Annotated in this window: 24 protein-coding genes and 2 tRNA genes; 20 read left to right on the top strand and 6 right to left on the bottom strand. The window is 47.9% G+C overall.

Going from position 1 to position 25,119, the window contains the following annotated elements:
• The first annotated feature begins 33 nt into the window (after positions 1-33).
• The 18 genes from B9A32_RS03210 to B9A32_RS03125 all read left to right on the top strand — a co-directional run bounded on the left by B9A32_RS03210 (position 34) and on the right by B9A32_RS03125 (position 15,569).
• The gene (locus B9A32_RS03210) at positions 34-465 is read left to right on the top strand and encodes a hypothetical protein (RefSeq protein ID WP_084066919.1); all 432 of its coding nucleotides are present in this window, start codon (positions 34-36) and stop codon (positions 463-465) included.
• Positions 466-694: 229 nt separating this feature from the next.
• Positions 695-1,297, top strand: a complete 603-nt coding sequence (gene folK / locus B9A32_RS03205) for a 2-amino-4-hydroxy-6-hydroxymethyldihydropteridine diphosphokinase (RefSeq protein WP_232367018.1) — start codon at positions 695-697, stop codon at positions 1,295-1,297.
• A 52-nt stretch (positions 1,298-1,349) separates the two neighbouring features.
• The gene (gene fsa, locus B9A32_RS03200) at positions 1,350-1,997 is read left to right on the top strand and encodes a fructose-6-phosphate aldolase (RefSeq protein ID WP_084066918.1); all 648 of its coding nucleotides are present in this window, start codon (positions 1,350-1,352) and stop codon (positions 1,995-1,997) included.
• Between the two features lie 84 nt (positions 1,998-2,081).
• A tRNA-Gly gene (locus tag B9A32_RS03195) sits at positions 2,082-2,156 on the top strand.
• Positions 2,157-2,171: 15 nt separating this feature from the next.
• Positions 2,172-2,246 (top strand) — tRNA-Cys (locus tag B9A32_RS03190).
• Positions 2,247-2,484: 238 nt separating this feature from the next.
• Complete coding sequence (gene gspG, locus B9A32_RS03185) at positions 2,485-2,919, top strand: type II secretion system major pseudopilin GspG (protein ID WP_084066917.1); 435 nt, start codon at positions 2,485-2,487, stop codon at positions 2,917-2,919.
• Complete coding sequence (locus tag B9A32_RS03180) at positions 2,916-3,437, top strand: pilus assembly FimT family protein (protein ID WP_084066916.1); 522 nt, start codon at positions 2,916-2,918, stop codon at positions 3,435-3,437. The genes gspG and B9A32_RS03180 overlap by 4 nt, the downstream gene beginning before the upstream one ends.
• 8 nt (positions 3,438-3,445) lie before the next feature.
• Complete coding sequence (locus B9A32_RS03175) at positions 3,446-3,910, top strand: type IV pilus modification PilV family protein (protein WP_084066915.1); 465 nt, start codon at positions 3,446-3,448, stop codon at positions 3,908-3,910.
• Between the two features lie 262 nt (positions 3,911-4,172).
• Complete coding sequence (locus B9A32_RS03170; protein ID WP_084066914.1) at positions 4,173-5,057, top strand: PulJ/GspJ family protein; 885 nt, start codon at positions 4,173-4,175, stop codon at positions 5,055-5,057.
• A gap of 11 nt (positions 5,058-5,068) precedes the next feature.
• Positions 5,069-6,199, top strand: a complete 1,131-nt coding sequence (locus tag B9A32_RS03165; RefSeq protein WP_170923679.1) for a type II secretion system minor pseudopilin — start codon at positions 5,069-5,071, stop codon at positions 6,197-6,199.
• A 3-nt stretch (positions 6,200-6,202) separates the two neighbouring features.
• Positions 6,203-7,825: a PilN domain-containing protein gene (locus tag B9A32_RS03160; RefSeq protein WP_084066912.1), complete on the top strand. Its 1,623-nt coding sequence runs from the start codon at positions 6,203-6,205 to the stop codon at positions 7,823-7,825.
• On the top strand, positions 7,822-8,358 hold the full coding sequence (gene gspM, locus B9A32_RS03155; RefSeq protein WP_084066911.1) for a type II secretion system protein GspM: 537 nt from the start codon (positions 7,822-7,824) through the stop codon (positions 8,356-8,358). The genes B9A32_RS03160 and gspM overlap by 4 nt, the downstream gene beginning before the upstream one ends.
• Positions 8,358-9,248 (top strand): type II secretion system protein GspN, encoded by an 891-nt coding sequence (gene gspN, locus B9A32_RS03150; protein ID WP_084066910.1) that lies wholly within the window; start codon positions 8,358-8,360, stop codon positions 9,246-9,248. Before gspM ends, gspN begins: the two co-directional genes overlap by 1 nt.
• Positions 9,245-10,117 carry a type II secretion system protein GspC gene (gene gspC / locus B9A32_RS03145; RefSeq protein WP_084066909.1) on the top strand — a complete coding sequence of 291 codons (873 nt, stop codon included), beginning with the start codon at positions 9,245-9,247 and terminating at the stop codon, positions 10,115-10,117. Before gspN ends, gspC begins: the two co-directional genes overlap by 4 nt.
• Entirely contained in the window at positions 10,107-12,053 is a 1,947-nt protein-coding gene (gene gspD, locus B9A32_RS03140; protein WP_084066908.1) for a type II secretion system secretin GspD, read from the top strand. Before gspC ends, gspD begins: the two co-directional genes overlap by 11 nt.
• A 3-nt stretch (positions 12,054-12,056) precedes the next feature.
• Positions 12,057-13,748, top strand: a complete 1,692-nt coding sequence (gspE, locus tag B9A32_RS03135; RefSeq protein ID WP_084066907.1) for a type II secretion system ATPase GspE — start codon at positions 12,057-12,059, stop codon at positions 13,746-13,748.
• Between the two features lie 38 nt (positions 13,749-13,786).
• Positions 13,787-14,182 (top strand): membrane protein insertion efficiency factor YidD, encoded by a 396-nt coding sequence (yidD, locus tag B9A32_RS03130; RefSeq protein ID WP_084066906.1) that lies wholly within the window; start codon positions 13,787-13,789, stop codon positions 14,180-14,182.
• Between the two features lie 466 nt (positions 14,183-14,648).
• Entirely contained in the window at positions 14,649-15,569 is a 921-nt protein-coding gene (locus tag B9A32_RS03125) for a tetratricopeptide repeat protein (protein ID WP_139795687.1), read from the top strand.
• A gap of 102 nt (positions 15,570-15,671) precedes the next feature.
• Here the strand turns inward: B9A32_RS03125 and B9A32_RS03120 are convergent, their stop codons facing one another.
• Both B9A32_RS03120 and B9A32_RS21515 read right to left on the bottom strand, forming a co-directional pair.
• The gene (locus tag B9A32_RS03120) at positions 15,672-18,827 is read right to left on the bottom strand and encodes an NAD-glutamate dehydrogenase domain-containing protein (RefSeq protein ID WP_232367017.1); all 3,156 of its coding nucleotides are present in this window, start codon (positions 18,825-18,827) and stop codon (positions 15,672-15,674) included.
• Between the two features lie 157 nt (positions 18,828-18,984).
• A complete protein-coding gene (locus B9A32_RS21515; protein ID WP_212637646.1) occupies positions 18,985-19,173 on the bottom strand; it encodes a hypothetical protein in 189 nt (62 codons plus the stop codon).
• Between the two features lie 59 nt (positions 19,174-19,232).
• Between B9A32_RS21515 and B9A32_RS03115 the strand changes: the two genes are divergently transcribed.
• Entirely contained in the window at positions 19,233-20,420 is a 1,188-nt protein-coding gene (locus tag B9A32_RS03115; RefSeq protein ID WP_084066903.1) for a PP2C family protein-serine/threonine phosphatase, read from the top strand.
• 4 nt (positions 20,421-20,424) lie between these two features.
• Positions 20,425-21,039, top strand: a complete 615-nt coding sequence (amrA, locus tag B9A32_RS03110; RefSeq protein ID WP_084066902.1) for an AmmeMemoRadiSam system protein A — start codon at positions 20,425-20,427, stop codon at positions 21,037-21,039.
• 273 nt (positions 21,040-21,312) lie between these two features.
• On the opposite strand, the gene B9A32_RS03105 is transcribed toward amrA, so the two are convergent.
• The 4 genes from B9A32_RS03105 to rpe all read right to left on the bottom strand — a co-directional run bounded on the left by B9A32_RS03105 (position 21,313) and on the right by rpe (position 24,891).
• Entirely contained in the window at positions 21,313-21,765 is a 453-nt protein-coding gene (locus B9A32_RS03105) for a CBS domain-containing protein (protein WP_084066901.1), read from the bottom strand.
• A 558-nt stretch (positions 21,766-22,323) separates the two neighbouring features.
• A complete protein-coding gene (locus tag B9A32_RS03100) occupies positions 22,324-23,421 on the bottom strand; it encodes an AI-2E family transporter (protein WP_139795686.1) in 1,098 nt (365 codons plus the stop codon).
• Positions 23,388-24,209: a futalosine hydrolase gene (gene mqnB / locus B9A32_RS03095; protein ID WP_084066899.1), complete on the bottom strand. Its 822-nt coding sequence runs from the start codon at positions 24,207-24,209 to the stop codon at positions 23,388-23,390. Before mqnB ends, B9A32_RS03100 begins: the two co-directional genes overlap by 34 nt.
• Positions 24,199-24,891, bottom strand: a complete 693-nt coding sequence (gene rpe, locus B9A32_RS03090; protein WP_084066898.1) for a ribulose-phosphate 3-epimerase — start codon at positions 24,889-24,891, stop codon at positions 24,199-24,201. Before rpe ends, mqnB begins: the two co-directional genes overlap by 11 nt.
• Positions 24,892-25,119 lie beyond the last annotated feature (228 nt).

Below are 25,119 nucleotides of genomic sequence, written 5' to 3'. Positions count from 1 at the left end.
ATTTTTGCTTGTGGAAAAAGGAATGAGGTTTAGATGCTGCGCCTATCACAAAAAATTGCCTTGGTAACCATAGTCTTTTTGTTCATGGTCGTGGGCATGGGGTGCGGGAAAAAAGGGCCGCCACTGGCACCATTGGCCTTAACACCACCGCCACCTGTTCACTTCACTTCCCGGCTCACGGCAGATCGGGTGATGCTCCAATGGAAGATTGATTCTGAATTTCAAAAAAAGAACAAAGGAAAGGATATGGGGGTTGAAATTTACAGGGCCCGGCGAGTTCTTTCCATGGATGCCTGCAAGGGGTGCCCTTTACCCTTTGAAAAAAGAGCAGACCTTTCGGCAGGAACCCTGAAGTATGGGGAGATCCTTGAAAAGGGTTTTCGGTATTCCTACCGCCTGAGAACCCGTCTGGGTATCAATATTTTCAGTGAATATTCAGAAATCGTGGCGTTTGATTTTGAATAAAACCCCATCTTCCGGCGGGCACAACGAATATAGGGTCGTAGACGCGGAGCCAAATGGCATTATGCCGCCCCCCCGAAGGGCAATGGGTCCGGCCGGAACTGTAGACAGCTCGATTGGCCGGTTCTTATTGCCCCTCGGGGGGGCTCTGCCGGGGTAAACTTGGAGGCTGCTTTGTATATAACCGCCACGGGTGGACCGTATTCTGATCCGGCTCTGCCCACAACAAAACTTGAAATACACCGCTGCTCACAACAAAGATAGAAGTTCTCCACAGATGTACGGAGTATTTCATCTAAAAAAAAGAAAGTATATCATGGAAAAACAGGTATCGGTTTTTATTTCCATTGGCTCTAACATGGGAAATAAATATGACAATTGCCTCAAGGGGGTTGAACTTTTAAAACAGCTGGATCAGACATCTGTCATTGAAGTATCACCCTTTTATCAGACCGATCCTGTTGATTTCACAGATCAGGACTGGTTTGTCAACGGCATGGTAAAAATAAGCACCTCACTTTTACCTGTTCCATTGATGGCTGCCTTAAAAGGCATTGAGCAGGCCCTGGGCCAGTTTGAAAAATCTGTGCGGTTTGGCCCCCGACTCATTGATCTGGATATTGTTTATTATGATAATCTGGTGATAAATGAGGAGACAGTTATTCTTCCCCATCCCCGGATGCACCAAAGGCGCTTTGTATTAAAACCCCTTTGTGATATAGATGCACACATAATGCACCCGGTGCTGAATCAAACTGCGCAAAGTCTTTTGGATGAATTAAAAGAGGGTGAGCAGAATATTTTACCATATGCCCCCCAAGGTGCCTTACCTTGAAACAACCCACCCTTAAGGGGTGATCTATTACACAAAAACGGAGAACACAAACATGAAGTTTTTCATAGATACTGCAAATATTGACGAGATTAAAGATGCCAACAGCATGGGCATGGTGGATGGTGTCACCACAAATCCCAGCCTGATTGCCAGGGAAGACGGTGAGTTTAAGGATATCATCAAGGAAATCTGTTCTGTGGTGGATGGCCCGGTGAGTGCAGAGGTGATCAGCCTTGATTATGACGGCATGGTGTCCGAAGCAAGAGAACTTGCCACCATTGCCGATAATATTGTGGTGAAAATTCCCATGACCATTGAGGGCCTTAAAGCGGTGAGAACCCTTTCCGATGAAGGCATTAAAACCAATGTCACCCTGATTTTTTCCGCCCTCCAGGCCCTGATGGCAGCCAAGGCCGGTGCCACCTATGCCAGCCCCTTTGTGGGACGTCTGGATGATTTGTCCCAGGACGGCATGAACCTCATTGAGGAGATTGTGGACATTTACGGCAATTATGGATACGCCACAGAGATCATTGTGGCAAGTGTTCGAAATCCCCTCCATGTCCTGAATTCTGCCCTTTTGGGGGCTGACATTGCCACCATCCCCCATAAGGTTTTAAAGGCCCTTGCCTCCCATCACATGACCGACAAGGGCATTGATGCCTTTATGGCAGACTGGGAAAAGAAAGAAAACAAGTAAGGGGTTTAAAAAAAATAAGCCCATTCTAAAATTATGGTTGACAGATGAAGGGGAACCTTATATAAAACCTCTTGTCTTAACTGAGCGGGAATAACTCAGTGGTAGAGTGCGACCTTGCCAAGGTCGAAGTCGCGGGTTCAAATCCCGTTTCCCGCTCCATTTAAAGTCAGTCAAGGCGGCTTGGCCAAGTGGTAAGGCGACGGCCTGCAAAGCCGTTATTCTCCGGTTCAAATCCGGAAGCCGCCTCCAATATTTTGTTATACTGAAAGGGCTTAGAAAGAAATTTCTAAGCCCTTTTTGTTTTTTAAAGCCACATCCATCATATAACCTGAAAATCAGTTTAAATTTTTGTGTTGTTCTGATCATCTATCTTTTATGCTTGGATAATGATAATACATGGACGTTTCAATGTATGCCAACCCCATGGAGGAAAAGATCAGATTGAATTTATCACGTTGCCTGTGGTTACAATAAAGGGAAAAATATTATGGTGAAAAACAATAGCGGATTTACATTAATAGAGCTCATGGTGGTGGTGGTGATTCTGGGAATTCTGGCCGGTATGATTGTCCCAAAATTGATGGGCCGTACCGATGAAGCAAAGCAGGTCAAGGCCCGCACCGACATTGTTGCCATGGAAACCGGGCTGAAACTGTATCGCCTGGATAATGGTAATTTTCCCACAACAGAGCAGGGGCTCCTTGCCCTGGTGGAACGGCCAGAAAGTGAACCCATTCCCACAAAGTGGCCCACCGGCGGATATCTTGAAAAGGGGAAGATTCCCAAAGATCCCTGGGGCCGGGATTATATTTATCTTTCCCCGGGAATGAACGGTGAGTATGATATCATATCCCATGGGGCAGATGGAGCCCCGGGTGGCGTTGACAAGGACATGGATATCAACAGCTGGGAAATTGAGTGATTAGAAATAGTCGAGGATTTACCCTTATCGAACTGGTAACGGTGATGGCTGTGATGGGTATTGTTCTTTTTTTTACCCTGCCGCGATTTGATGTTTTTAATCCCTTTGGGGCATCAATGACCCCCACCGGAAAACTGGTGCTCCTCATTGAGCAGCTTAAATCCCAGAGCCTGGAAACCCGGCAAGATTTTTTTTTGAACATTGATACTGCCACGGGACGGGTGTGGGTAACGTCACCAACCCTTGCTTCCGGGGCTGGAGATATGCCGAAAAAGCCCTCCTCCCCGGAGGTTCTTATTTTATTTTCCGATGATTCATCCATTGAAGATGTCAAAACCCCATTAACGGAAATGGATGATGATGATGATGACGAGATCACCATCCGGTTCAGTGGGCATGGATATTGTAACCAGGCTTTTATTTATATACATGAAGATGGCCGGGATCTCACAGTGACCATAGAGCCCTTTTTACCCCGGGCACAGCTTTTGGCCGGTCATGTTTTCTGCGGGGATTAAAAACACATATGCCTCCACAATTAAACTTTCCACAGAACCCGGCGCTTCACAATAATGGCCCACAGCACCATAAAAAAACAGGCCTGACCCCACATGGGTTCACCCTCCTTGAAATCATGGTCAGTATTTCCATCATTGCCATTGTGCTGGTCTCCCTGTTTCAAATGCATGCAGCCACCATTGTGCTGGCAGAAAAGGTTAAGTTCAACGCCGTGGCAACGGCCCTTGCCCAGAAAAAAATCACGGAAATTTCTATGGATATGGAGGACACAGGTAACACCGGGGGAGATTTCGGGGATGAATTTCCCGGATATTCATGGGAATGTCGCATGGGGGAAATGTCGGTGTTTGATGAAAACATAATTTCTGAAAAACAGGCAGAGCATATGAAACGCATTGAGCTCAGTATTTTTCTGGGAGACAGACATGTTTTTACCCTGCAAACCTGGGTCTATGTGAATAGTGATGCATGAGTGGATACACTTTTTTTATATGAAACACTCCTCAAATCAGAGGGGTATTTCAAGATTCGTTGTGGGCAGAACCGGATCAGAATAAGGTCTGCCCGTGGCAGTTATATACAATGCAGCCTCCAAGGCAGCGCCCCCCGATGGGCAATAGGAACCGGACAATTGAGCTGTCTACAGTTCCGGTCCGGGCCCCATTGCCCATCGGGGGGTGGCGGTATAATACCATTTTCAATATTCGTTGTGTTTGGCAGGAGATGCCCGTTAAATGGAATTCGTGGTAGATCAGGGACATATTTCAAGATTTGTTGTGGGCAGATCCGGACCAGAGCACGGTCTGCCCGCGGCAATTATGAGAAAAATATACAAACCTCAGATGCAGCTCAGCACCTTGAACCAAAAGTTCATCAGCATGCGAAGCGTGTCTGTTGCAACTTTTGGTTGGAAGGGCAGCGAAGCGAGTCCTTCCAACAAAGGGTTCACCCTCATGGAAATTCTGGTGGCAGTGGTGATTTTTGCTATTTTAATGACCACTGTGGTTTCCTCTTTTAAAGCCTTTGTCATGTCTTCTGATCATATTCAGACAGCCATTGCCCGGGATGGGGCCCTGTCCATTCCTTTGAAAATCATCTCCCGGGATCTGACGTTTGCCCATTTTTCCCTGTCTCCGGCCTATGTAAAACCTGATACCCGATCCATGCCTGATCCCTTCAGGCTGGTGGGGGATAAAGATAACGTGGGGGGGAAGGATTTTTTTAGATTGCGATTTGTCTCCCAAGGGCTTTTAACTATCCATGGAGAAGGTGGGCATCAGCGGCCGGTTCAAATCATCTATTATGTGCGTGCCAATGAAAACGGCGGATTTGATCTGTGTCGGTCTGAATCCCTGCCTCCCTGGGAAGATGGGGTACAAAATTCCTGTGACCCCATATTGATAAAGGATGTATCTTCCTTTGAGTTGGCTTTCTTGAACGGAGAAAATGAACGATTCACCCACTGGGATTCCGATGGCGAAGCCTTTGATCATGCCACCCCCCGTGCCATAGATGTGATCATTGGATACCATGCCGGCAAGGCCCGGGATAACAGTTTGGCAGGTGATGTGATTATGACTTCCATTGCCCTGCCGGTGTACAGGGATGCTTTGGAATGATGAGAAACCCAATGAAGAATAACCGGGGTGTGGCCCTTTTCATGACCCTTGCCTTGATTTCTGTTTTAACGGCAGCAGCCCTGGAGGTGGGACGCCGGGCCGGAAAGGCTGCGTCCCGGAGTACGGCGGCCCTGGAATTGTTCCAGGCCAGACAAACCGCCTGGTCCGGCATTCAACTGGCCATGGCTATCCTTGCCGCAGATGCTGAAAAAAACGAGATTGATTCCCTCCAGGAAGATTGGGCAAGCCCTGAAAAACTGGCCATGGCCGTGGCTGCATTGGAAATACCCCGGGGGAGCCTTAACCTTTCCATCACCGATGAGCTGGGAAAAATTCAGGTCAATGCCCTGTTGGATGCCTATCCCGGCAACGCATTTAACGAAAATCAACGTCAATTGTGGGAACGCATGTTGGGCCTTATCATTTCCGGGGATAAATCCCGGGATGACAGGGACCCGGCGGAAATCATCAACGCTTTAAAAGACTGGCTGGACAGTGGAGACGATGATGCTGTCACCGGAATATCCGGTGCGGAAACAGATTATTATGAATCCCTGGATCCTCCAGTGTTCTGCACCAATGGGCCGTTGACCACCCTGGATGAACTTTATTTTGTTAAAGGTGTTTCTGATAACTTTCTTGAATGGGGAAAGGCAGACATGGCATCTGGGCTTGTGGACAACGATGACTTATCCATGACACCGTCGGGCACGGATGTTCAAATTGGGCAATTTTTTTCCATCCATGGCATGGCCGGTACCAGGAAAAAAAAAGGCCGATTCTCTTTTTCCGGTTTAATTAATATCAATACTGCCGGAGAGGAAGTGTTGTCTTTCATGCTCCCCACAGGCATGGAGGATGAGGCTTCGGCCCTTGTGGCATTCAGGCTGGAACAGGAACCGGACAGTGAGCGATTTATAAATGCCCTTGACAAAGGATGGTATGAACAGGTTATACAGTTGTCTGAAAAGGAAAAAAAGGCATTTGAATCCATTATTACCTATTCAAGCCATTTGTTTGGGGCAACAGCCGTGGCAGATCTCAACGGTCGCATGGTCACATTAACCGGTATCATAAAAAGGGAAAAACAAGAGAAAACAGGGGCATGGTCCTGCAGGCTTCTGGAACTCTTAACCAAATAAACCATGAATGGCCATTTGCTTGCACTGGAAATAAAAGATACCCCATGTCCTGATTCCGCTGACATCATTCCAAAAGGGACAGGGGGGCAACATGCGGAAAAAGGTGCTGCCACCCCCTTTTCCTGGACATTGTCTGCATTGATTCTAAAGCCCACGGTAAAGGGGCTTGTGATCCTCAATGCCACCACACTTTATATGCAGCCTTTGGTGGAGAAAAAAAACGGGGACCGGGATGGTGAATCTGCCCTGGATGAGGTTTTGGATCGATTGGCCCAAAAAATGGATTTTTCTGCCTGTTCCCGGGTCGCGGTGGCCATTCCAGCCTTTTTGTTTTTTTTTCGGCACATGGATCTGCCCTTTCGGTCCCGGTGGAAAATCGGACAGGTGCTTCCCATGGAGCTTGATGCCGCGCTCCCCCTGCCCGATGAGCCCCACACCCATGATTTTATTTCCACCGGTCTTTCCCTCAGTGATGACCATATTTTTTTAACGGCCTCCCTTTCCACCACGGTTGTGGATGTGATTTACGATGGTCTGGGAAAACGGGGCATGGCACCGGGTTTGATCTCATCTGCCGGTTATCTGGCTTCTCATCTTTTTTTTTCTTCCCTGGCGGACAGGGGGTTTTACCTCATGGTGGATGTGACCTCCCATTGCCTGGTGGTAAACGGGATCCTTGACAGGAATATTGTGGGGTTCAGATCCCTGGTAATGTCGCCTGAACAAAGGGATACCCATGTGGCCATGGATGTGTCACGCACCCTTATGCTTTTCCGCCATCGCCTGGGAATTACCCCGCCGCTTTTGGGCTGTCACATCATTTTACCCCATGTCCGGGGGGAAGAAATGGACATTGTCCATGGATTAAAGGCCCGGCTGGAAAAAATCCTTGACGTCCCTGTGGTGTTTGAAGATGCCACCCTGGTTTTGCCATCCCCTGAAAGCCAAACATTGGTTCTTCAACCCGATGCCCATGACTATGTTAACGCCTTTGCCGCGGCCCAATGCAGTGGGAAACAAGGCTATCTTAATTTTTGCCGCAATGGTAATGGTCAAGGTGCGTTTGTGGAAAAACATATGCCACAACTGATAACCACGGGTGTTTTGCTTCTGTTTTGCTTTGTTATGGCCGTTGCCGGGCAGTATATGGACATTGCTTCCCTTGAAAATAAGTCAGCAGCCATGGACCGCCGGGCCGTCACTGTTTTAAAAAGAAGCTTTCCGGAGATTACCACCGTTGTGGATCCTTACATGCAGATGAAAATCCAGATGCGACAGGCTTTGGAAAAATCCCCGGGGGCCCGGAACATGCAACATCGTTTTGTCGCTGATACTAAAATAACAGATCTGTTTTTTGAACTTTCCAGTCGGATTCCCCCCACCGTTGATGTGGAAATTTCCCGACTGGTTTTCAACGACGGTCGCATGGTTATTTCCGGGAATACAGACACCTATGACAGCGTGGATAAAATGAAAACAGCCATGGAATCCTCTGCGTTTTTCATTGATGTAAAAATCAGTAATGCAGCAGCAGATAAGAATGACAAACGTATTCGCTTTAAATTTGTTTTTCAGACCACAAACGGCAGGAATGATGTATCCATGGTTAAAAAGGAGAATTCATGAAACAGCTTTCCATGCGGGAAAAAAAAGTTCTTTTTCTGGGAGTATGCTTTTTATTACTGTTTTTTGCCTTTAAAGGCATATTATTACCGGCCATGGAAAAAAAAGAACACCTGGAAAAAAGGGTGGCTGTGGCTGAAAAAAATTTACAGGAGATGCTCTCCATGGAGACCCGGCATCACCGCATGGGCTTGGCTGTTGCCCAGGGATTATCCACCGGGGAAAAACGTGTAAAGGGATTTACCCTGTTTTCCTTTCTGGATCAACAGGCCATGAAAAGTAAGGTCAAGGAAAATATTGTGCACATGAAACCCGATTCCCGCAAACAGGGCAATGGCACCGGCACTGTTTCCATGGTAAAGGTTAAACTTGAATCTTTGTATTTAAAGGAGTTCATGGATTTTCTTTATCTCATTGAAACCGCTGACAGGGGCGTTCATATTTCAGGGGTTTCTTTGGTAAAAACCGGTAAAAAAAACCGGCTTCTGGATGCGGTGGTGGATGCCTGGGTGCTGGTTCCGGAGGATGCTGCCTGATGGGTGTTAAATCGATTTTTTTATATCTTTTGTATACCCTTGGGGCGTTTGTTGTTTTTTTATATCTGTTGCTCCCCGGTGAAAGACTGGCCACAATAATGTCCCGGATACTCAATAAGTCCCTGGAGCCGGTGACGATTTCCATGGAAGATATTAAATGGCATCTTCCCTTGAAACTGGGGGGGAAAGGCATTGTGGTTTCCCTTCCCCGGGACCGCCGGATTTTTGTGGAGCATTTATGGTTAAAGCCTGCATGGACCACTTTTTTGAATGAATCCAAAACCATTGATTTTGATATGGATTTATATAAGGGCAGGGCCTTTGGCAGGGTGGAATTTTCCCTTGAACCGGAACAGGGACTTTCCGGGATGCCGTTAAGCTATATTGTGGATGCCCGGTTTGACGGTATCCACATTGAAAATTTTCAATATAAAAGCCCCCAGGGGGATATTACGGTGTCATGTCTTGCCGGAGGGCAGTTTACCCTTTCCAGAAGCCAAGACAGAGGCCTGGGGGGCATAGGGGAAATTAAGATTACAAACTGTGCCGTTGATATTGTCCATGAAATATTGTCCGGCATGGGCATTCCCGGAGTGAATTTTGAAACCGTGAAAATCACATATCGCTTAGAGGATAATAATCTTGAAATTCTTGGATGCCGGGCCACGGGGGCTGAGATGACCCTGACGGTGTCAGGGACGGTTGCACTCAATGCGCCAATATCACGCAGCAGGCTTGATTTAAAGGGCCGTGTGCAACCGGATGCCGGTTACCTTGCCGGGATTCCCAATCTTCCGCCAATGGTGTCCGCTTTTCTTGGGCGGTTCAAGGGCAAGGGCGTTCCCTTTAAGATTAAAGGCACCTTGGACAGGCCCGGGGTGAGTCTATGAAAAAAGGGTTTATTGTCATCCATCTTCTATTGCTCTCTTTGCTGGCCTTCCAGGGGGCACAGATGTTTTATGGCCAATGGAATGATCTATTTGTGCTTCCTGTAATGTCCCACCATGTGGATCTGTCACTTGGTGACACTGCCAAAGAGATAAAAAAGAAAAAAAAATCCAGACAACATTATGCTGCCATAGAAAAAAGAAATTTGTTTAAGGCAGCGTTGGAAGAAAAAAAAGAAGTTTCTGGGCCTGATCCTGAAATTCCCTTGGTGGATACCCTGGAAAAAACCCGTCTTGATCTGAAACTGCTGGGAACCATTGTTTTAGAACCCCGGGGAGCCTTTGCCATTATAAAGGAGGGGCGTAAAAAAGAACAAAAACGCTATCAAAAGGGAGACACTGTTCAAAACGCTTTGATAAAGGCAGTGTTACGGGAAAAGGTGATTCTTTCTTACAAGGGACGGGATGAAGTGCTTTTGATGGAGCCTGCCAAGGGTTCCGGTGTTCCGGCGGCTCCTTTATTTCCTTCTGTTCTGTCGGGGGGGAAAACCGGTGAAAAAAATACCCTGAGCCGTACCATGGTGAATGAAGCCCTGGGAAATATCAATAAACTCATGGGAGATGTCCGGGTGAGACCCCACTTTTCCCGGGGAAAACCCGACGGGCTGTTGCTGTACGGCATTAAAAAAAATTCTTTGTTCCAAAACATGGGGCTTAAAAACGGGGATATTATCATGGGGGTTGACGGTAAAGAAATTGAGAGCGTGGATGATGCCCTGACCTTCTATGAGCTATTAAAAGATGCATCAGATGTGAATGTGCAGATCAAACGGCGGGGAAAGACAAAGGAGATTCAATATCATGTGGAGTAGAAAAAAATTATTGTCCGGTCTGTTGATCATGCTGATGATTTGCCTGGGAACAATGGTGTTCCGGGTGCAAAATGCCGCCTGTGCCCCCTCTGGTGTTGATCAAGGGGAAGATAAACTGGTATCCATTGATTTCAGTGATGTGGATATCAATGTATTTATAAAATTTATCAGTGAACTCACCGGAAAGAATTTCATTGTGGATCGACGGGTCAAGGGGAATGTCACCATTATTTCTCCTTCAAAAATATCGGTTAAGGAAGCGTACATGGTCTTTGAATCGGTCTTGAATATCAACGGGTTTTCCACGGTGCAGGCCGGGCGGGTGATTAAAATCATTCCGTCCCCCGATGCAAAATCTCAGAACATCGATACCGGGGTTCGAAAATCAGGTGATGTTGCCGGGGACAGGCTGGTCACCCGTATTATTCCCTTAAGATATGCCGATGCCAATGACATAAAGCGTCTTCTCACCCCATTGGTGTCCAAGGGAAGCATTGTTTTATCCTACAGTGATACCAACACCCTCATCATCACCGACACCCTTTCCAATATTGAGCGATTGTTAAAAATTATTGTTGCCGTGGATGTCATGGGCATTGGTAAACAGATCTCCGTGATTCCGGTGGAACATGCCGATGCATCTAAGCTTGTGAAAAATCTCACCGGCATTTTCACGGCCCGGAGCCGGGGGGAAAAGGGAAAAACCGACCCGGACATGGTGGTGAAATTTGTTGCAGATGAAAGAACCAATTCCGTTGTGCTTCTTGCCAGTGAAGTGGAAACGGACCGGGTGAAGCAATTGGTGGCACTTCTGGATAAAAAGGTGCCCCGGGGGGATGAAAAAATCCGGGTGTATTATCTGGAGCATGCCAATGCAGAGGATTTGGCCAAGGTGCTCCAGGAAATCCCTTCGGACAGCGGTAAAAAACAGGTTGAAGGCAAAAAACTGGCCCCCCTGGTATCCAAATCCGCCAGAATTACTGCTGATCCTGCCACCAACAGCTTGATCATCATGGCGGAAAAAGAGGACTATCCCGTTCTGGAGGAGGTGATTTCCAAATTGGATATTCCCAGGGCCATGGTGTACATTGAGTGCCTGATCATGGAGGTAAATGTTGAAAATGGCCTTAACCTGGGCACAGAATGGCGTGTCGGAGATGGCATTGACAATGATGACGGTGTTATCTTTGGTGGGTACAGCGGTAATAGTTATTCAAATTTTAACAGCATTGTAACCAAAGGAAGTTTACCTGCGGGATTTTCCGTGGGGGTGATGGGTGAACGGCTCACCATTGGGGGGATTACCTTTCCCACATTGGGGGCAGTGATCCAGGCCTATCAAAATGATTCCAATGTTCATATTCTTTCCACCCCCCAGGTGCTGACCACAGATAATGAAGAGGCAAGCCTTACCATTGGAAAGAACGTTCCCTACCAGACCCGGTCTGCTGCAGACAATGCCACAGACACCTACAGCTCTTACGAGTATAAAGATGTGGGTATTACACTAAAAATCACTCCCCAGATCAGCAAAGACCGTCTGGTACGTCTGGATGTGTACCAGGAGGTGACCAAGCTTGACAATGCCAATGAACAAAGCAATGACAGGCCCACCACCCTGAAGCGTCAAATCGACACCACCCTTATTGTGGAGGATGGCCACACCATTGTCATTGGGGGGCTCATTGATGAAACGCTCTCCCGGGCGGAATACAGTGTGCCCTGTCTGGGGGGAATCCCGGGTCTTGGATATCTTTTTAAAACCCTTTCCAGTGGGGAAGACAGAACCAATCTTTATGTGTTTCTCACCCCCAGAGTGGTGAAAAATCCCCTGGAGGCCAGGGAGATCTATGATGAGAAAAAAAAAGAGATTGACACCATCAAAAAAGGGGATGTGAAGTTATATAAAGGAGGGCGGCTCTCTCCGCTGGAGTAAATTATGATCAACCGCTTTATTGAGGTGGTGTCAAGCAAGAGATCACTTGGGGCCACGGACCGTGAGAAAATCATGGCCATCCATGCAAACGCCGGGGGTAATTTTGTCCATGCGCTTTTAAAATCAAAAATCATGACAGAACAGGAGATTATACGGGCCATGGCTGAACTATATGCCATGCCCCTTGTGAAACATCCAGTGCCCGACCTGATACCCCGGGAATTTATCTCCCGGGTTCCCATACAGTTTTTAAAGGCCCATTGCATGGTTCCCGTTGCAGGGGAAAAAAGCGGGGTGCACATTGTCATGAATGACCCCGTTCATCTGCCCGTTGCCGATGATCTTGCAGGAATTTTGGGACATGGGGCTTACCGGGCCGGACTTTCCAGAAGAAACGAAATTCTGTCAGCCATAAACACCCTGTACGACCAAGACACTGACAGCGCAAGTCAGCTGGTGGAAGACATGGCCGGTAACGGTTCCAGTATTCTCCAGGAGATTGAGGAAACCACGGATCTTCTGGATGACACCAGTGATGCCCCGGTGATCAAGCTTGTGAACCATATGATCTCCCAGTCGGTGAAGGCAAGGGCCAGTGATATTCACATTGAGCCTTTTAAGGACAGCATCAAAGTCCGGTATCGCATTGACGGCATATTGTATGACATGTTGTCTCCCCCCCGGTGGATACAGTCGGCCCTGGTGTCCCGCATCAAGGTCATGGCGGACATGAATATTGCAGAAAAAAGAATTCCCCAGGATGGACGACTGGATGTGCGCATCGGAGATCAAGAGATCGATATCCGGGTATCCACTGTGCCCACGGCCTTTGGAGAACGACTGGTGCTGCGCTTGTTAAATAAATCCCGGGCATTGCTGGAGCTGTCCCAGTTTGGTATTTCCCCTGAAAATTATGCGATTCTCAATAAATTAATTCGCCTAAATAACGGCATTGTTCTGGTGACAGGTCCCACAGGCAGTGGAAAGACCACCACCCTTTATGCGGCATTGAGTGCCATTAACTCACCGGATAAAAATATTATCACCATTGAAGATCCGGTGGAATATAAGCTCAAAGGTATTGGCCAGATCCAGGTGAACCGTAAAATAGGTGTTACCTTTGCCAAGGGCTTAAGATCCATTGTGCGCCAGGATCCTGATGTGATCCTTGTGGGGGAGATCCGGGATCTTGAAACATCCCAGGTGGCCATTCAGTCGGCCCTCACCGGTCATCTGGTGTTTTCCACCCTGCACACCAATGATGCCCCCAGTGCTGTTACCCGTCTGGTGGATCTGGGTGTGGAACCCTATTTGATCACCTCGTCGGTGAAGGCGGTGATTGCCCAGCGACTGGTGAGAACCCTGTGCCCCGGCTGCCGGGAAGCTTACACTTTAAAGGAAGGGGATATTAAAGGCTTTCGCATTGATCAGGCAGACTTGGTGGGAAAGACGGTTTACCGGGCCGTGGGATGCCCGGCCTGTTTTAACACCGGGTATTCCGGACGTCAGGCCATATTTGAAATCATGGCGGTCAATGAGGCTTTAAAGCTGGTGATTCTGGCCACCTCCGATGCCAATGCCATTAAAGCCGAGGCCCTGGAACAGGGTATGACAACCCTTCGACACAGCGGTATAGAAAAACTTCTTGGGGGGATCACTACTGTGGAAGAGGTGATGCGGGTGACCCAGGATTAGCTCTTGGTGCATTTAACACAATTTTTCCGGGAATTTCAATGAAGGAAAGTAACGAGGCCGGCAGAGCCATTAAAAAAATTGTTTTTCTTTTTTTAATTTTACTATTGGCAGGTGCTTCCAGGGGGGCATGGGCATCATCAAATAATGGGGAAGCAGGCCGGGATCAAGCGGGGGGAAGGTTTTTTCATTTTTATAAAACCGTTATTTCCGCCACAGATGGAAACCGCTGCGGTATGTCCCCTTCCTGTGCTGCCTATGCGGCCCGGGCCTTTAAAAAACATGGTTTTTTCATGGGCTGGATCATATCCTGTGACCGTTTGATCCGGTGCGGTCGGGATGAAACCCGCCTTTCCCCCCCCATTGTGTCCGGTGGTAGAATCTTGACCGGGGATACCTTGGAAGACAATGATTTCTGGTGGTATACTTCTCCTTGATTGTAAATTTCCAACAGGATCTCTTTTATATAACTGCCATGGGCAGACCTTATTCTGAATTCGGTCTGCCCACAACGAAGATTGAAATACATCCCTGATCTACCACGTATTTCATTTAACGGGCATCTCCTGCCGGACACAACGAATATTGAAAATGGTATTATGCCGCCGCCCCCCGATGGGCAATGGTCCCGGACCGGAACTGTAGACAGCTCAATTGTCCGGTTCCTATTGCCCATCGGGGGGCGGCTCTGCTGAGGTTGCCTTTTATAGTAATTGATTTTGGTATAGGAACAAGATGCATCACACGATTAATAATGACTGCCCCTTTGGATTCACATCAAATAATGTTCAGGTTATTTGGTTTTTGTTCCTTAGTTGTGGGCAGGCCCAGGGCAGAATAAAGTCTTCCCGTGGCAGTTACAACTTAAAGCGGTTGGTTTTTATTGGTGGTCTTTTTACCATTTTGATTATTATTTCATCTTGTTTTGCCCATGGCCTGACCATCACCGCAGATATGCAGTATGACTATGCCCTTGCCAGTCAAAAAGAGGGCGCCCATGAAACCGCCATGGTGGAGTGGAAACGGTTTATTCACTTTTTCCCTCTGGATTCACGGATACCTACGGCCCGATTTAACCTTGGTATTTCTTTGTTTCATTTGAAAAAATGGGATCAGGCCCGGACCATATTTCAAGCCCAGCGTTTCCCCTATGTGGGGACGTATCAAAACATAGAATCGTTTTTCATGCTCAGTAAGACTTTGCTGGCCCAGGGACGCATTCAGGGAGCCCGACGGGTGCTGGTGGATCTTTTATCTGCCAGTGAGGTAACAGAGGTAAAGGATCGGGTCCTTTGTGCCCTGGCGTGGATATCGCTTCACCGGGCCGGGGACATGGAACCCGGTGCCCTGGAGCAGGCAGATGCATTTTTGTCCCAAATATCCGGCACCGGGGAAGCGGTTTTTCATACAGGGGAGATAAGACAGGCCGTTAAAGCCATTGTGAACCAGGAGGAAAAATCTCCCTTTGTGGCCGGGATAACAGCCCTTGTTCCCGGAGGAGGCTTTCTCTATTGCCAACGATATCAGGATGCCCTGGCCGCCTTTATTATTAATGCCGGTTTGATCTTTGCCGCCCATCAATCCTTTGACCGGGGAGACAATATACTTGGCGGGCTTTTGAGTGTGGTGGAGTCCGGGTTTTACGGAGGCAGCATTTACGGTTCCATCTCCAGCGCCCATAAATATAATCGATTTAAAACCCGGAAAACATTGCACCGTATTCAACACCTGGAACCCCTTGATATCCTTTATATAAATCAGGACGGGGCGTTAAAAAAGCCGGAGAATCGGGCTATGTTGTTTTCCATTCAAATTCCATTCTAATAAACCCACATGGCAGTTTGGCCTGTCCCATTACCCATCGGGGGGGGATTTCAAGCTTTGTTGTGGGCAGAGCAGTATCCAAATACGCTCTGCCCGGGGCAGTTATTCCATAATGGTGTTAACCGTTTTTTCAAAATTGGCTTCCACCTTGCCAATAAACTCGTCCCAGTCAAGGCCATATTTATAAAATGCCATGGAAGCCAGCTTTTTGGTGATAATGGTATTTCGATAGGCCACCATCTCCGGGGTGGCAAGCAAAGCCATGATATTTTCTTTGCCCTGCTTGGCAATGAGCATGGACGGGATATAATGTTCCATGATTTGCCACACCAGGTCTTCATTTTCCACAAGGGTTGAAATGTTATCTTCAAAAATATTCTGCAATTTAAAGATCTGCTCACTGGTCTGTTCTGAAAGGCTGAACAGGGGAACCTGGGGATCTGCCTCATGGATTTTAATGAGCATACCGGTTTCCAGGCGGGAATATTTTTCCACAAGTTCAATGATGTCACGGATCAGGCCCCAGCGGGTGGTCTTGTCTTCCAGCAGCCGTGTTTCATAATCATCGTTGAACAAAAATGCGGTCAGCACTTCGGCAATGGAGGAGCTGAACACCCCGCCTTTGTTGGCGGTGGAATCTTTGATTTCCTTTATCTTGGAGGCGGTGGCAATGTGTCGTCGGGCGGAATCATCAAAAAACACATTGGCCCCTTCCACAATGAATCGAAGCTCCTGGAAGTTTTCCAGGAATTCATGGACATTGCCATGGTTGATGGTGTCCTTGAATCCACCGCAGGGAATAAAGGCTTCAATGTTGGCCTGCTCAATGAATTTTCGGTTTTCGCCATTGGTGAGAAAGGTTTTGTGAAAAATGGTGCCATCTTCCACATAGGTGCCGTCGGGAAGGGTAATCTCCTTGGCCCCCAGGCGAACCATGAAGCCATTTTCGCTGAGTTTTTCCGTGGGGTAGGCAACGGAATTGGCCCGGGGGGCGGTGTGGCGCATGAAGGCGATTTTCATGAGTTCTTTTTTGTCAAGGCCCATGGGGTCAAACAGGATGGAGCCCCCATCAATGATCAGGCAGATTTTTCCCTTATAACACTGGATCTCATTGGCCCCCAGGTCCCCGTCGGGTCCACCGGTGATCATGAGGTTTAGATCTTCTTCCTTGGCATTATAATGTTCGATAAGGGTACGAAATGCCCCCATGACACAGGTGGTGGTCATGCCGCTTTGTTTTATGCGTCCTCCAATGACATCGTAAATTTTTTCCATGTCCGTGGTGGTGACAATGGATTCTCCGTCAACCTGCAACTCGGTGCCTTGGTCTTTTTGATCCAGGAGGCCGAACAACCGGCCATCCTCCAGCATGCCATAGGTGTCATGGGGAATTCCAAAACTTTTTCCTGTGGTGATGGTTCGCCAGTGTTTGTAACCCCTTTCTTTGGCCCGCATGGCCACGGCATCCATCAGGGGGGCCGTGCCTTCGTCCGGTCCGAAAAAGATCATTTCCGGGTGACCCAGGTAATCCACAATCTGTTCACCGGCAAGCATGAGATCCATGATGCCTTCGGTGTAGTCATACAGGGCATCCATGCTGCATGTGGCATAAATGGTGTGGGGAACCACCACGCCCTTGGAGCCGCTTTCGCAGATATCTTTGTGTTTCAAGCGCTGGGCCTTGGCCCCCAGTGCATAGTTGAGCATTACCACATTGTCAAGCTCTGCAGAATGATTGGTGGGGGATACCCGGATCATGCGAAGGCCGCCCCTGGCAATGTCACCGGCCCTTAGATGGGTACCGCAGGCATAGTGCCCATTGACGTAAAAGATACCATACACAGACTGACTGAACACAATGGGATCCAAAATCTTGTTGTCCAGGCGGAAGGAATAGGAGCGTTTCACATCTTTGTAAAAATTGGTTTTAAGGGTGCTTGTGATGATTTTAAACATGAACCGGAAAATTTCATAGCCCAGACTGAAATCAATAAAGCGCACAGCAATGAGTTTTTCAAACTCTTTGAATTTCATCTCCAGGGCATCGGAGGAGAGTCTGTTGTTCCGGGAAGGATCAAAACGGTTTTCAAAAAGGATATAAAGAAATTCAATGAGATCTGGATTCTTTTTGGCTGTATCCAGAATGGTTTCATAGACATAGGTTGATTTGTTGGCGTCATGGATTCTACCGGCATAGGCCTCTTTGTGGTCAGGGCTGGTGAGGCTGGACATGATCTCTCTGTCCACCAGGTTTTTACTCTCCTTGAATATAAACATATGGGTGAAATCAACGGCATTGGAGGCAAAAAGCATTTGCCTGAAAGAGAGTTGTCCCTCCACATAAAGATCGGTCATGTCTGTGATACTCATGGCCAGGTAGGCATATAGATCTTTGAGAAGGGCGGTCTCTTTTGTCCGGGAGAGCTCACCCCTGGTGTATAAAGAGCAGATGGAGGATGGGGCCTGGGATTTACCGCAATAGGGTTCCCAGTAGGCCCGGCCCAGGATCAGGTCATGGTCCTGGAACAACCTGCGCAGCACCGGAATCTGGGGCATTTCAAAATCGCTGTTGAACATCAGACGGGTTTCGCCGGTTTCCGGGAGGTTGAACACCTCAATCAGGGGGGAAATGGCATTTTCAGATTCCCTTAAAATACTTTCATACCGCTGGCGGGTGACAATCGGAGTCTCTTTGTGATCCCCGGAGAGATGGTAAAGAAACTTTGATTCTTCAAAAGCTGTTTTCTGATAATCATCAACGGTTTCAGGCCGGATGATATAGGTGTAATACTTACTCTCAGGGGAGTAATAGTACTCCCGGCGTCTGCCGGAAAGAAAGGGCGCCAGCAGTTCTTCCATGGCATCCCTTGTCTCTTCAGTGGCAATGCGGACCCGCTGGATGTTGGTGCCCTGTTCAAGGTTGAAATCGATGTGGGCCACCCGTCCGGAAAGTCCCACACACCCATCCTGGCATTTAATGCTCATGGCAATGGAAGAGAGAATATGCCGCAGGGATTCTTTGGTGATGTTTTCAAAGAAATAGTTGGGAAGGGCAAGTTCGCTCACCAGAATGCCCGCAGCCATGTTAATGGCAGTTGAGGTGATTAACCCCTCTGATGCAAGCTCAATGACGGTTTCGTACAATACCCCGGGATCAAGGTTTACTTCTTTTGCCTGGTTGATGATGTAGGTGCCTTCGGAAATGGTGGAGGGACAGCTGGCGAGTTTTCCCATGCACTCTTTTTGTCTGATCTTCATTTTCATCCTCGTTGATAAAAAAATTAAAATGACCACACTGAATACGTTGAAAAAATATGTTCCGGCAGATGCAGGTCTGGAAATTAAAAAGGTGTTTTGCCTTTTTCCCCTTGATTACGCCATTGTAGCCAAGGGAATGTGATTTTAATTTACAGGTTTACTTTATTGTATCTGCACTCTGCTGTCTTCTATAGAGCCTTACCTGGGATGTCAAGTAAATTAGTGGAGAAAAACAAAACATTGTGGTAGGGATATTCAGTATAACTTTCACGGGCGGACCGTATTCTGATCCGGTTTTGCCCACAACAAAACTTGAAATACTCCCCGGATTTGCGGAGTATTTCATATAAAAAAAAATGTGATCAAGACTATACGATTTAACAAAGATGCGAAAATGAGGTTCCCATGGCTGAAAAAATATTGATTGTTGACGATAACGCTGTTAATCGAAAATTGTTGATCATGATTCTTGAAAAAAAAGGATATCTTCTTTTTGAGGCCCAGGATGGCCAAGAGGCTGTATCCATGGCCGAAGATATCATGCCGGATTTAATTTTGCTGGATGTGATGATGCCCCTGAAGGACGGATATGAGGTGTGCCGTCAGTTAAAAGAGGATGAAAAATTTGCGGCAACCCCCATCATTTTCTTGTCCGCCAAAACCGAAACCCAGGATAAGATCAAGGGGTTGAATCTGGGGGGCAGTGACTATATGACCAAACCCTTTGACCAGGGGGAGGTGCTTGCAAGGGTAAATTCCCAGCTGGAGATCCGTCGGTTGAACCAGAATCTGCTGGATGCCAATGCTGCACTGGTGGAAAAACAAAATCTCATAGATGCTGATTTAAAGGCAGCAGGGGCCATTCAGCAAACCCTTTTACCCCATGCCGTACCGGATGTGGACTCCCTGGATATTGCCTGGAAATTTCTTCCCTGTCAGGATATCGGTGGCGATATTTTTAATATTTTCCGCCTGGATGAATCCCACCTTGCTGTGTATATGCTGGATGTAAGCGGCCATGGTGTGCCAGCGGCCATGGTGGCGGTTTCCGTGTCCCAGATGCTTTTTCCCCATGTGGGGTTTATTTTAAAGCAGAGCATTGCACCCCCTCCTTATTATGAAATCTCTTCTCCGGCAACAGTGCTTGAGGAACTGGACACCCTCTACCCCATGGAGCGGTTTGATAAATATTTTACCATGAGCTATATGGTTTTAAATATTAAGACCGGGGCCATTGTTTACAGCAATGCAGCCCATCCCCATCCCGTCATTGTCAGAACCGACGGTTCCACAAAATTTCTGGACCAGGGCGGTACCATCATCGGCATGGGGGGCGTGATGCCCTTTGATGAGGGGCGGGCCATTCTAAATCCCGGGGATCGACTTTTTCTGTACACGGACGGGGTGCCCGAGTATCAGGATGACCAGGGTAATTTTTTTGGTGAAAAACGGTTTTTCAGCCAATTGGTTGCCGGCATGAAAAATCCGTTATCCCAAACCCTGGACGATATCTTAAAGGGGGTCAATACCTTTGGGAACGGCCTTGCCCCCAATGATGACATATCCCTTCTGGGCATTGAGTTTAAGGGATAGAAAAATGCATTGGAAAAAATCAATATCAGATGAATTTACAGAGCAGCTGGGTACACTGTTGCTGGCCATTGCCCGGAACGCCATTGCCCAAAAACTGGGGGTGGCAGATGCCATGGACGAGGAGCCGTCTGCGGTATCGGATGTCCAGGCCCGTCTGCTGGAGAAAAAAATGGGGGTGTTTGTGACCCTTCAACACCATGGAGAACTCAGGGGATGTATCGGTACCCTGGAGCCGGTGTTACCCCTTGCAAAGGAAGTTGCTGAAAATGCCCGGCATGCAGCCTTCCATGATCCGAGGTTTCCTGCCCTTACCCAAAAAGAGTTTCTGGAGATTACCGTGGAGATCAGCATTTTAACGCCTCCCCGGGTCATGGATTATGCCGGACCGGAGGCGCTTAAGAAAAAACTCAAACCCGGTATCCATGGGGTGATTCTTGAAAAGCACGGAGCCAAGGCAACTTTTTTACCCCAGGTGTGGGAGCAGCTTCCAGAGCCGGACTTGTTTTTGGAACACCTGTGCCAAAAGGCAGGATTGTCCTCCCGGGCCTGGAAGGACAAGGATATTGTTATTGAGACGTATACAGTGCATTCCTTTGAGGATTCCGGGGGACACTGTTAGCACGAAAGCGATACTTTGGTAATCAACCCTGTTTTTATGTGATTTTTAGATTCTTATCTCTTATTTTCGTGTTATTTGGGCAAAAGAATCAGAAAACCTTTTTGGTTCTGGCTTGTCCAGGTTATGGATGTTAAGGAAAGAGTCCGAAATAACTGCCACGGAGTTTATTTAAGACCGATTTCTAAACATCTATGATCATGCACTTCTGTATCCGATTTCCGCTTAAACAGGAAAGCGGTTGCTGTGGCGTTGGTGTCCACCATCCTGAGTGCCTTATGGTTTCATCAAGGTTTTTAACACATCTTCCTTTCCCACAATTCCCACCACTTTGCCCTCCTCAACCACCGGTATGGTGTGAAAATGTTTTTCAACCATGAGCATTGCAATGTCACTGATGGGAGTGTCCGGTGTCACGGTGACAGGATCTGTTACCATGGCCTGGGCCACGGTGCTTGCAGCCATTTTTTTCATCTCCTGCTCCATTTTTTTAGAGGAGGACAGGGGAATGATGCCATCCAGAAAGGTGAGGATGGGGGGCAATGATATGTTCTTCTGCTGGAAGATCAGGTCACTTTGGCATAAAATGCCCTTAAGCGCACCGTTTTCATCCACCACAGGCATGCCGTTGATGTGATTGTTCAAAAGAATTTCCACGGCCTGGCTGATGTCTGTGTCCGGGGTGACTGATATTATTTTTTTTTCCATGATCTCTTTGGCTGTTTTCATTGTTGACCCCTTTGGTGAGAAATAATAGTTGATACTGGGTACTGGGTACTGGGTACTGGGTACTGGGTACTGGGTACTGGGTACTGGGTACTGGGTACTGGGTACTGGGTACTGGGCGAATATTTACATAAAAGATTTACGATTCACAACAGAAGTATATACCCTTATCTGGAAAATCGCAAATAAGAGATGTTTGCTGTTAAAGGGGCATGACTTGGTTTGTTGTGGCTGGTGGTTACAGCCATGTGGGTTTTATTAGAAAATAAAACTTCCGGGCAAGCTAAGGCAGAGCCGCCCCTCCGATGGGTAATAGGAACCGGACAATTGAGCTGTCTACAGTTCCGGTCCGGGACCATTACCCATCGGGGGGGGCGGCGGTATAATACCATTTGGCTCCGCGTCTACGACCCTATATTTGTTGTGTCCCACAGGAGATGCCCGTTATATCAAATGCCTCGCAGAGCTGGGGCGTATTTCAAGTTTTGTTGTGGGCAAAACCGGATTAGAGTACGGTCCGCCCATGGCGGTTATATGAAAGGCTGGCAACCCTGATGAGTTTTAATTTTGATCCTGGTGATCCAGGAAATGGTGAAATTCCAGATCGTAAATATAGAGAAGCACCAGGGTCAGGCCAAATATCATGGGGCCGTACAACAGACCGGTGAGCCCAAAGTAGTTGATGCCCCCCAGGATGGAAAAAAAGATCAGCAAGGTGCTCATGTCGGCTGAGCCTTTCATGAAAAGGGGACGCACCAGGTTGTCTATCATTCCCACCACCACCACCGACCAGATCACCATGAAGATGCCGTGGTACCAGGCGCCGGAAATAAAAAGCCAGATGGCCCCAGGCACCCATATCAAGGCTGTGCCCACAACGGGAATCAGGGAGGCAAAGGCCATCATGGCTCCCCAGAACACCCCGGGAAGCCCACAGATGGTAAAGGCAATGCCGCCGGCAAAACCCTGGGATGCCGATGTCACCAAGGTGCCCAAAAGGGCCGATTTTGCCACAGCTTTGATCTTGTTCACCACAATTTTTTCATGGGCCGTGGAAAGGGGAATGAGGTGGGAGACGTATTCAAAATTTTTTTTCTGGTCCTGGATGGCAAAGAAAAACACAAAACTCATGAGAAAAAATTTCCCCACCACAGACGAAATGTTGGTGATGATATCCTTGCCCTGGTTCATCAATAATTCTCCGGCATGGGAGGAAACGGTGATCATTATGGCGTTTAAATCAATTCCTTTTAGCAGGCTCCCCCTTAGGTACTTCTGGGACAAGAGCAGCATTTTGGAGACAAAGGGCGTGTGGGTGAGTTTTTCAATGTTTCCCTGGGCCACCCATTGATTGATGGCATTAAATGATAGAATGCCCTGTTTGATCACGGCCAGAAATACCAGGGTCAGCGGAATGATGATCAACAGGATCAGCACAATACAGGAGAGAAAGGCTGCGGTTTTTTTCCGTCCCTTGCATTTGATTTTAAACCACTGATACACAGGGTTGGACAGCACCGCAAGGATGACGGCAATGATCACCGGATCAAGGTAGGGCTTTATCATTTGATAACTTAAAAAAAGCGCCATGAACAACAATAAAAAAAGAAAATAATGGGCAATGGTCAGATGGGGTCTGGGGGTGTTATCTGTGTCCAAAATGGTTCTCCTGAGTCAAAAAGTGCAGCCAGGGCCATGGCAATGCCTTCCACTGCCAGTGGGATGTCCCAGGCCTTTTTGTCGCGGACTCCAACGGGGTTGGATGCGCAGCGGATTTCCAGAAAAGGAACATCGTACCGGCAAGCGGTGTGGGCTGCTGCCATGCCTTCCATGGATTCCATGACAGGGGTATAAGCCCGGGACAGCCGGGTGGCAGTGGGCTTGCTGGCGGTGATGGTGGAAACGGTTATAAAGGGACCGCTTATTACGGGGCATTTCCGGGGATAAGAGGCCTTCAGCGGGTTTATGCCCGGCAGAACCCGGCCTGATAAAAATTGTTGGGTGATGTGCATCCGGGCCGTGTTGACAAGGCCCGGATGCATGGCAAGTTGTCCGTCACTGCCCTCCATGGGGGTGCCGGTGAGGGAAAAGGGCAGGGGAAGCAGGGGAAAGCATTGTTCCGGGTTTTCCACTCCACAGTGGATATTGATTTCTGCCGTGGCAATGCCCACTCCTCCCATGGAAAGGCCTTTTCCATGGAAAAATCCGGCAATGCCCGTTTGGATGATCAGTGGGGGATGGTGGTGTCCAAGGTAGCAGCCCAGGGCCAGGGCCGTGTTCACCATGCCGGGCCCTGTGATGATCACCTGGAACTTGATGTCGTTAATGCAGGCTGTGATCAATGGAATGTTTCCGGGCATTGTCCGGCGATGAACTACCTTTGACAATGCCAGAAAAGGGTCAATTTCCATGGGCGTTGCCACGGCAATGAGAAGATCAATCTCCATGGGATTTTGCCTGGTTTATTTTTTCAAGCATTCCCTGGATGGTGGCGGTGTAATCCGGTGTATTAAAAATAGCGGAACCGGCCACAAAACTTTCTGTGCCGACCTTGGCCACGTCAAAAATGGTATCCGGGGCCACCCCGCCGTCCACCTGGATGATGGCCCGGCTGTTTCTTTCCTTGATCATTTGGTCAAGGGTGCGGATTTTTTCAAGGGTTGAGGGGATAAAGGACTGTCCGCCAAATCCTGGGTTAACGCTCATGATCAGGACAAAATCCAGGGAGTCCAGGACCCATTCAATGGCAGAAAGGGGGGTGCCGGGATTCAGTGCCACCCCTGCCTTGATGGGATTTTTTTTATCGTTTTTGGATTGTTTTATTAATTGTACGGTTCTGTGCAGATGGGTGCATGCTTCGGCATGGACACAGATGAGATCTGCCCCTGCCTTGGCAAATGCCGGAATCATCTGATCCGGGCGTTCAATCATGAGATGGACATCCAGCAAAAGGTCCGTGGCCCGGCTACAGGCTTCCACAATGATGGGACCATAGGAGATGTTGGGCACAAATTGTCCGTCCATGACATCAATGTGGACCCACTTGGCCCCGGCGTCGTCGATGTCTTTGAGTTCTTTTCCCAGTTTTGTGAAATCTGCTGATAAAATTGATGGTGCAATAATGGCCATTTTGAGTTTTTTCCTTATTTTGACAATTTAAAGGGAGTTGTGTCTTGTTTTTTCATCGTTTATGGAACCGGGATGGGAATTAATTCCTAAATGCGGTTTTGACAGAAACGTGGATTAAACGTTTAGTTCTTTTTATTGTCAGATTTTTGGCATCCTTCATCTTTGCTTCACACTTTTCAGAGCAATATCTCCATTTTGGGGATAAATTTCCCAAAAGTGTAAACTACT

The organism is Desulfocicer vacuolatum DSM 3385 (genome assembly GCF_900176365.1).
Taxonomy (GTDB): domain Bacteria; phylum Desulfobacterota; class Desulfobacteria; order Desulfobacterales; family Desulfobacteraceae; genus Desulfocicer; species Desulfocicer vacuolatum.
The sequence above is the reverse complement of the archived record's forward strand: the minus strand, read 5'-3'. Positions and strand labels throughout refer to the sequence as shown.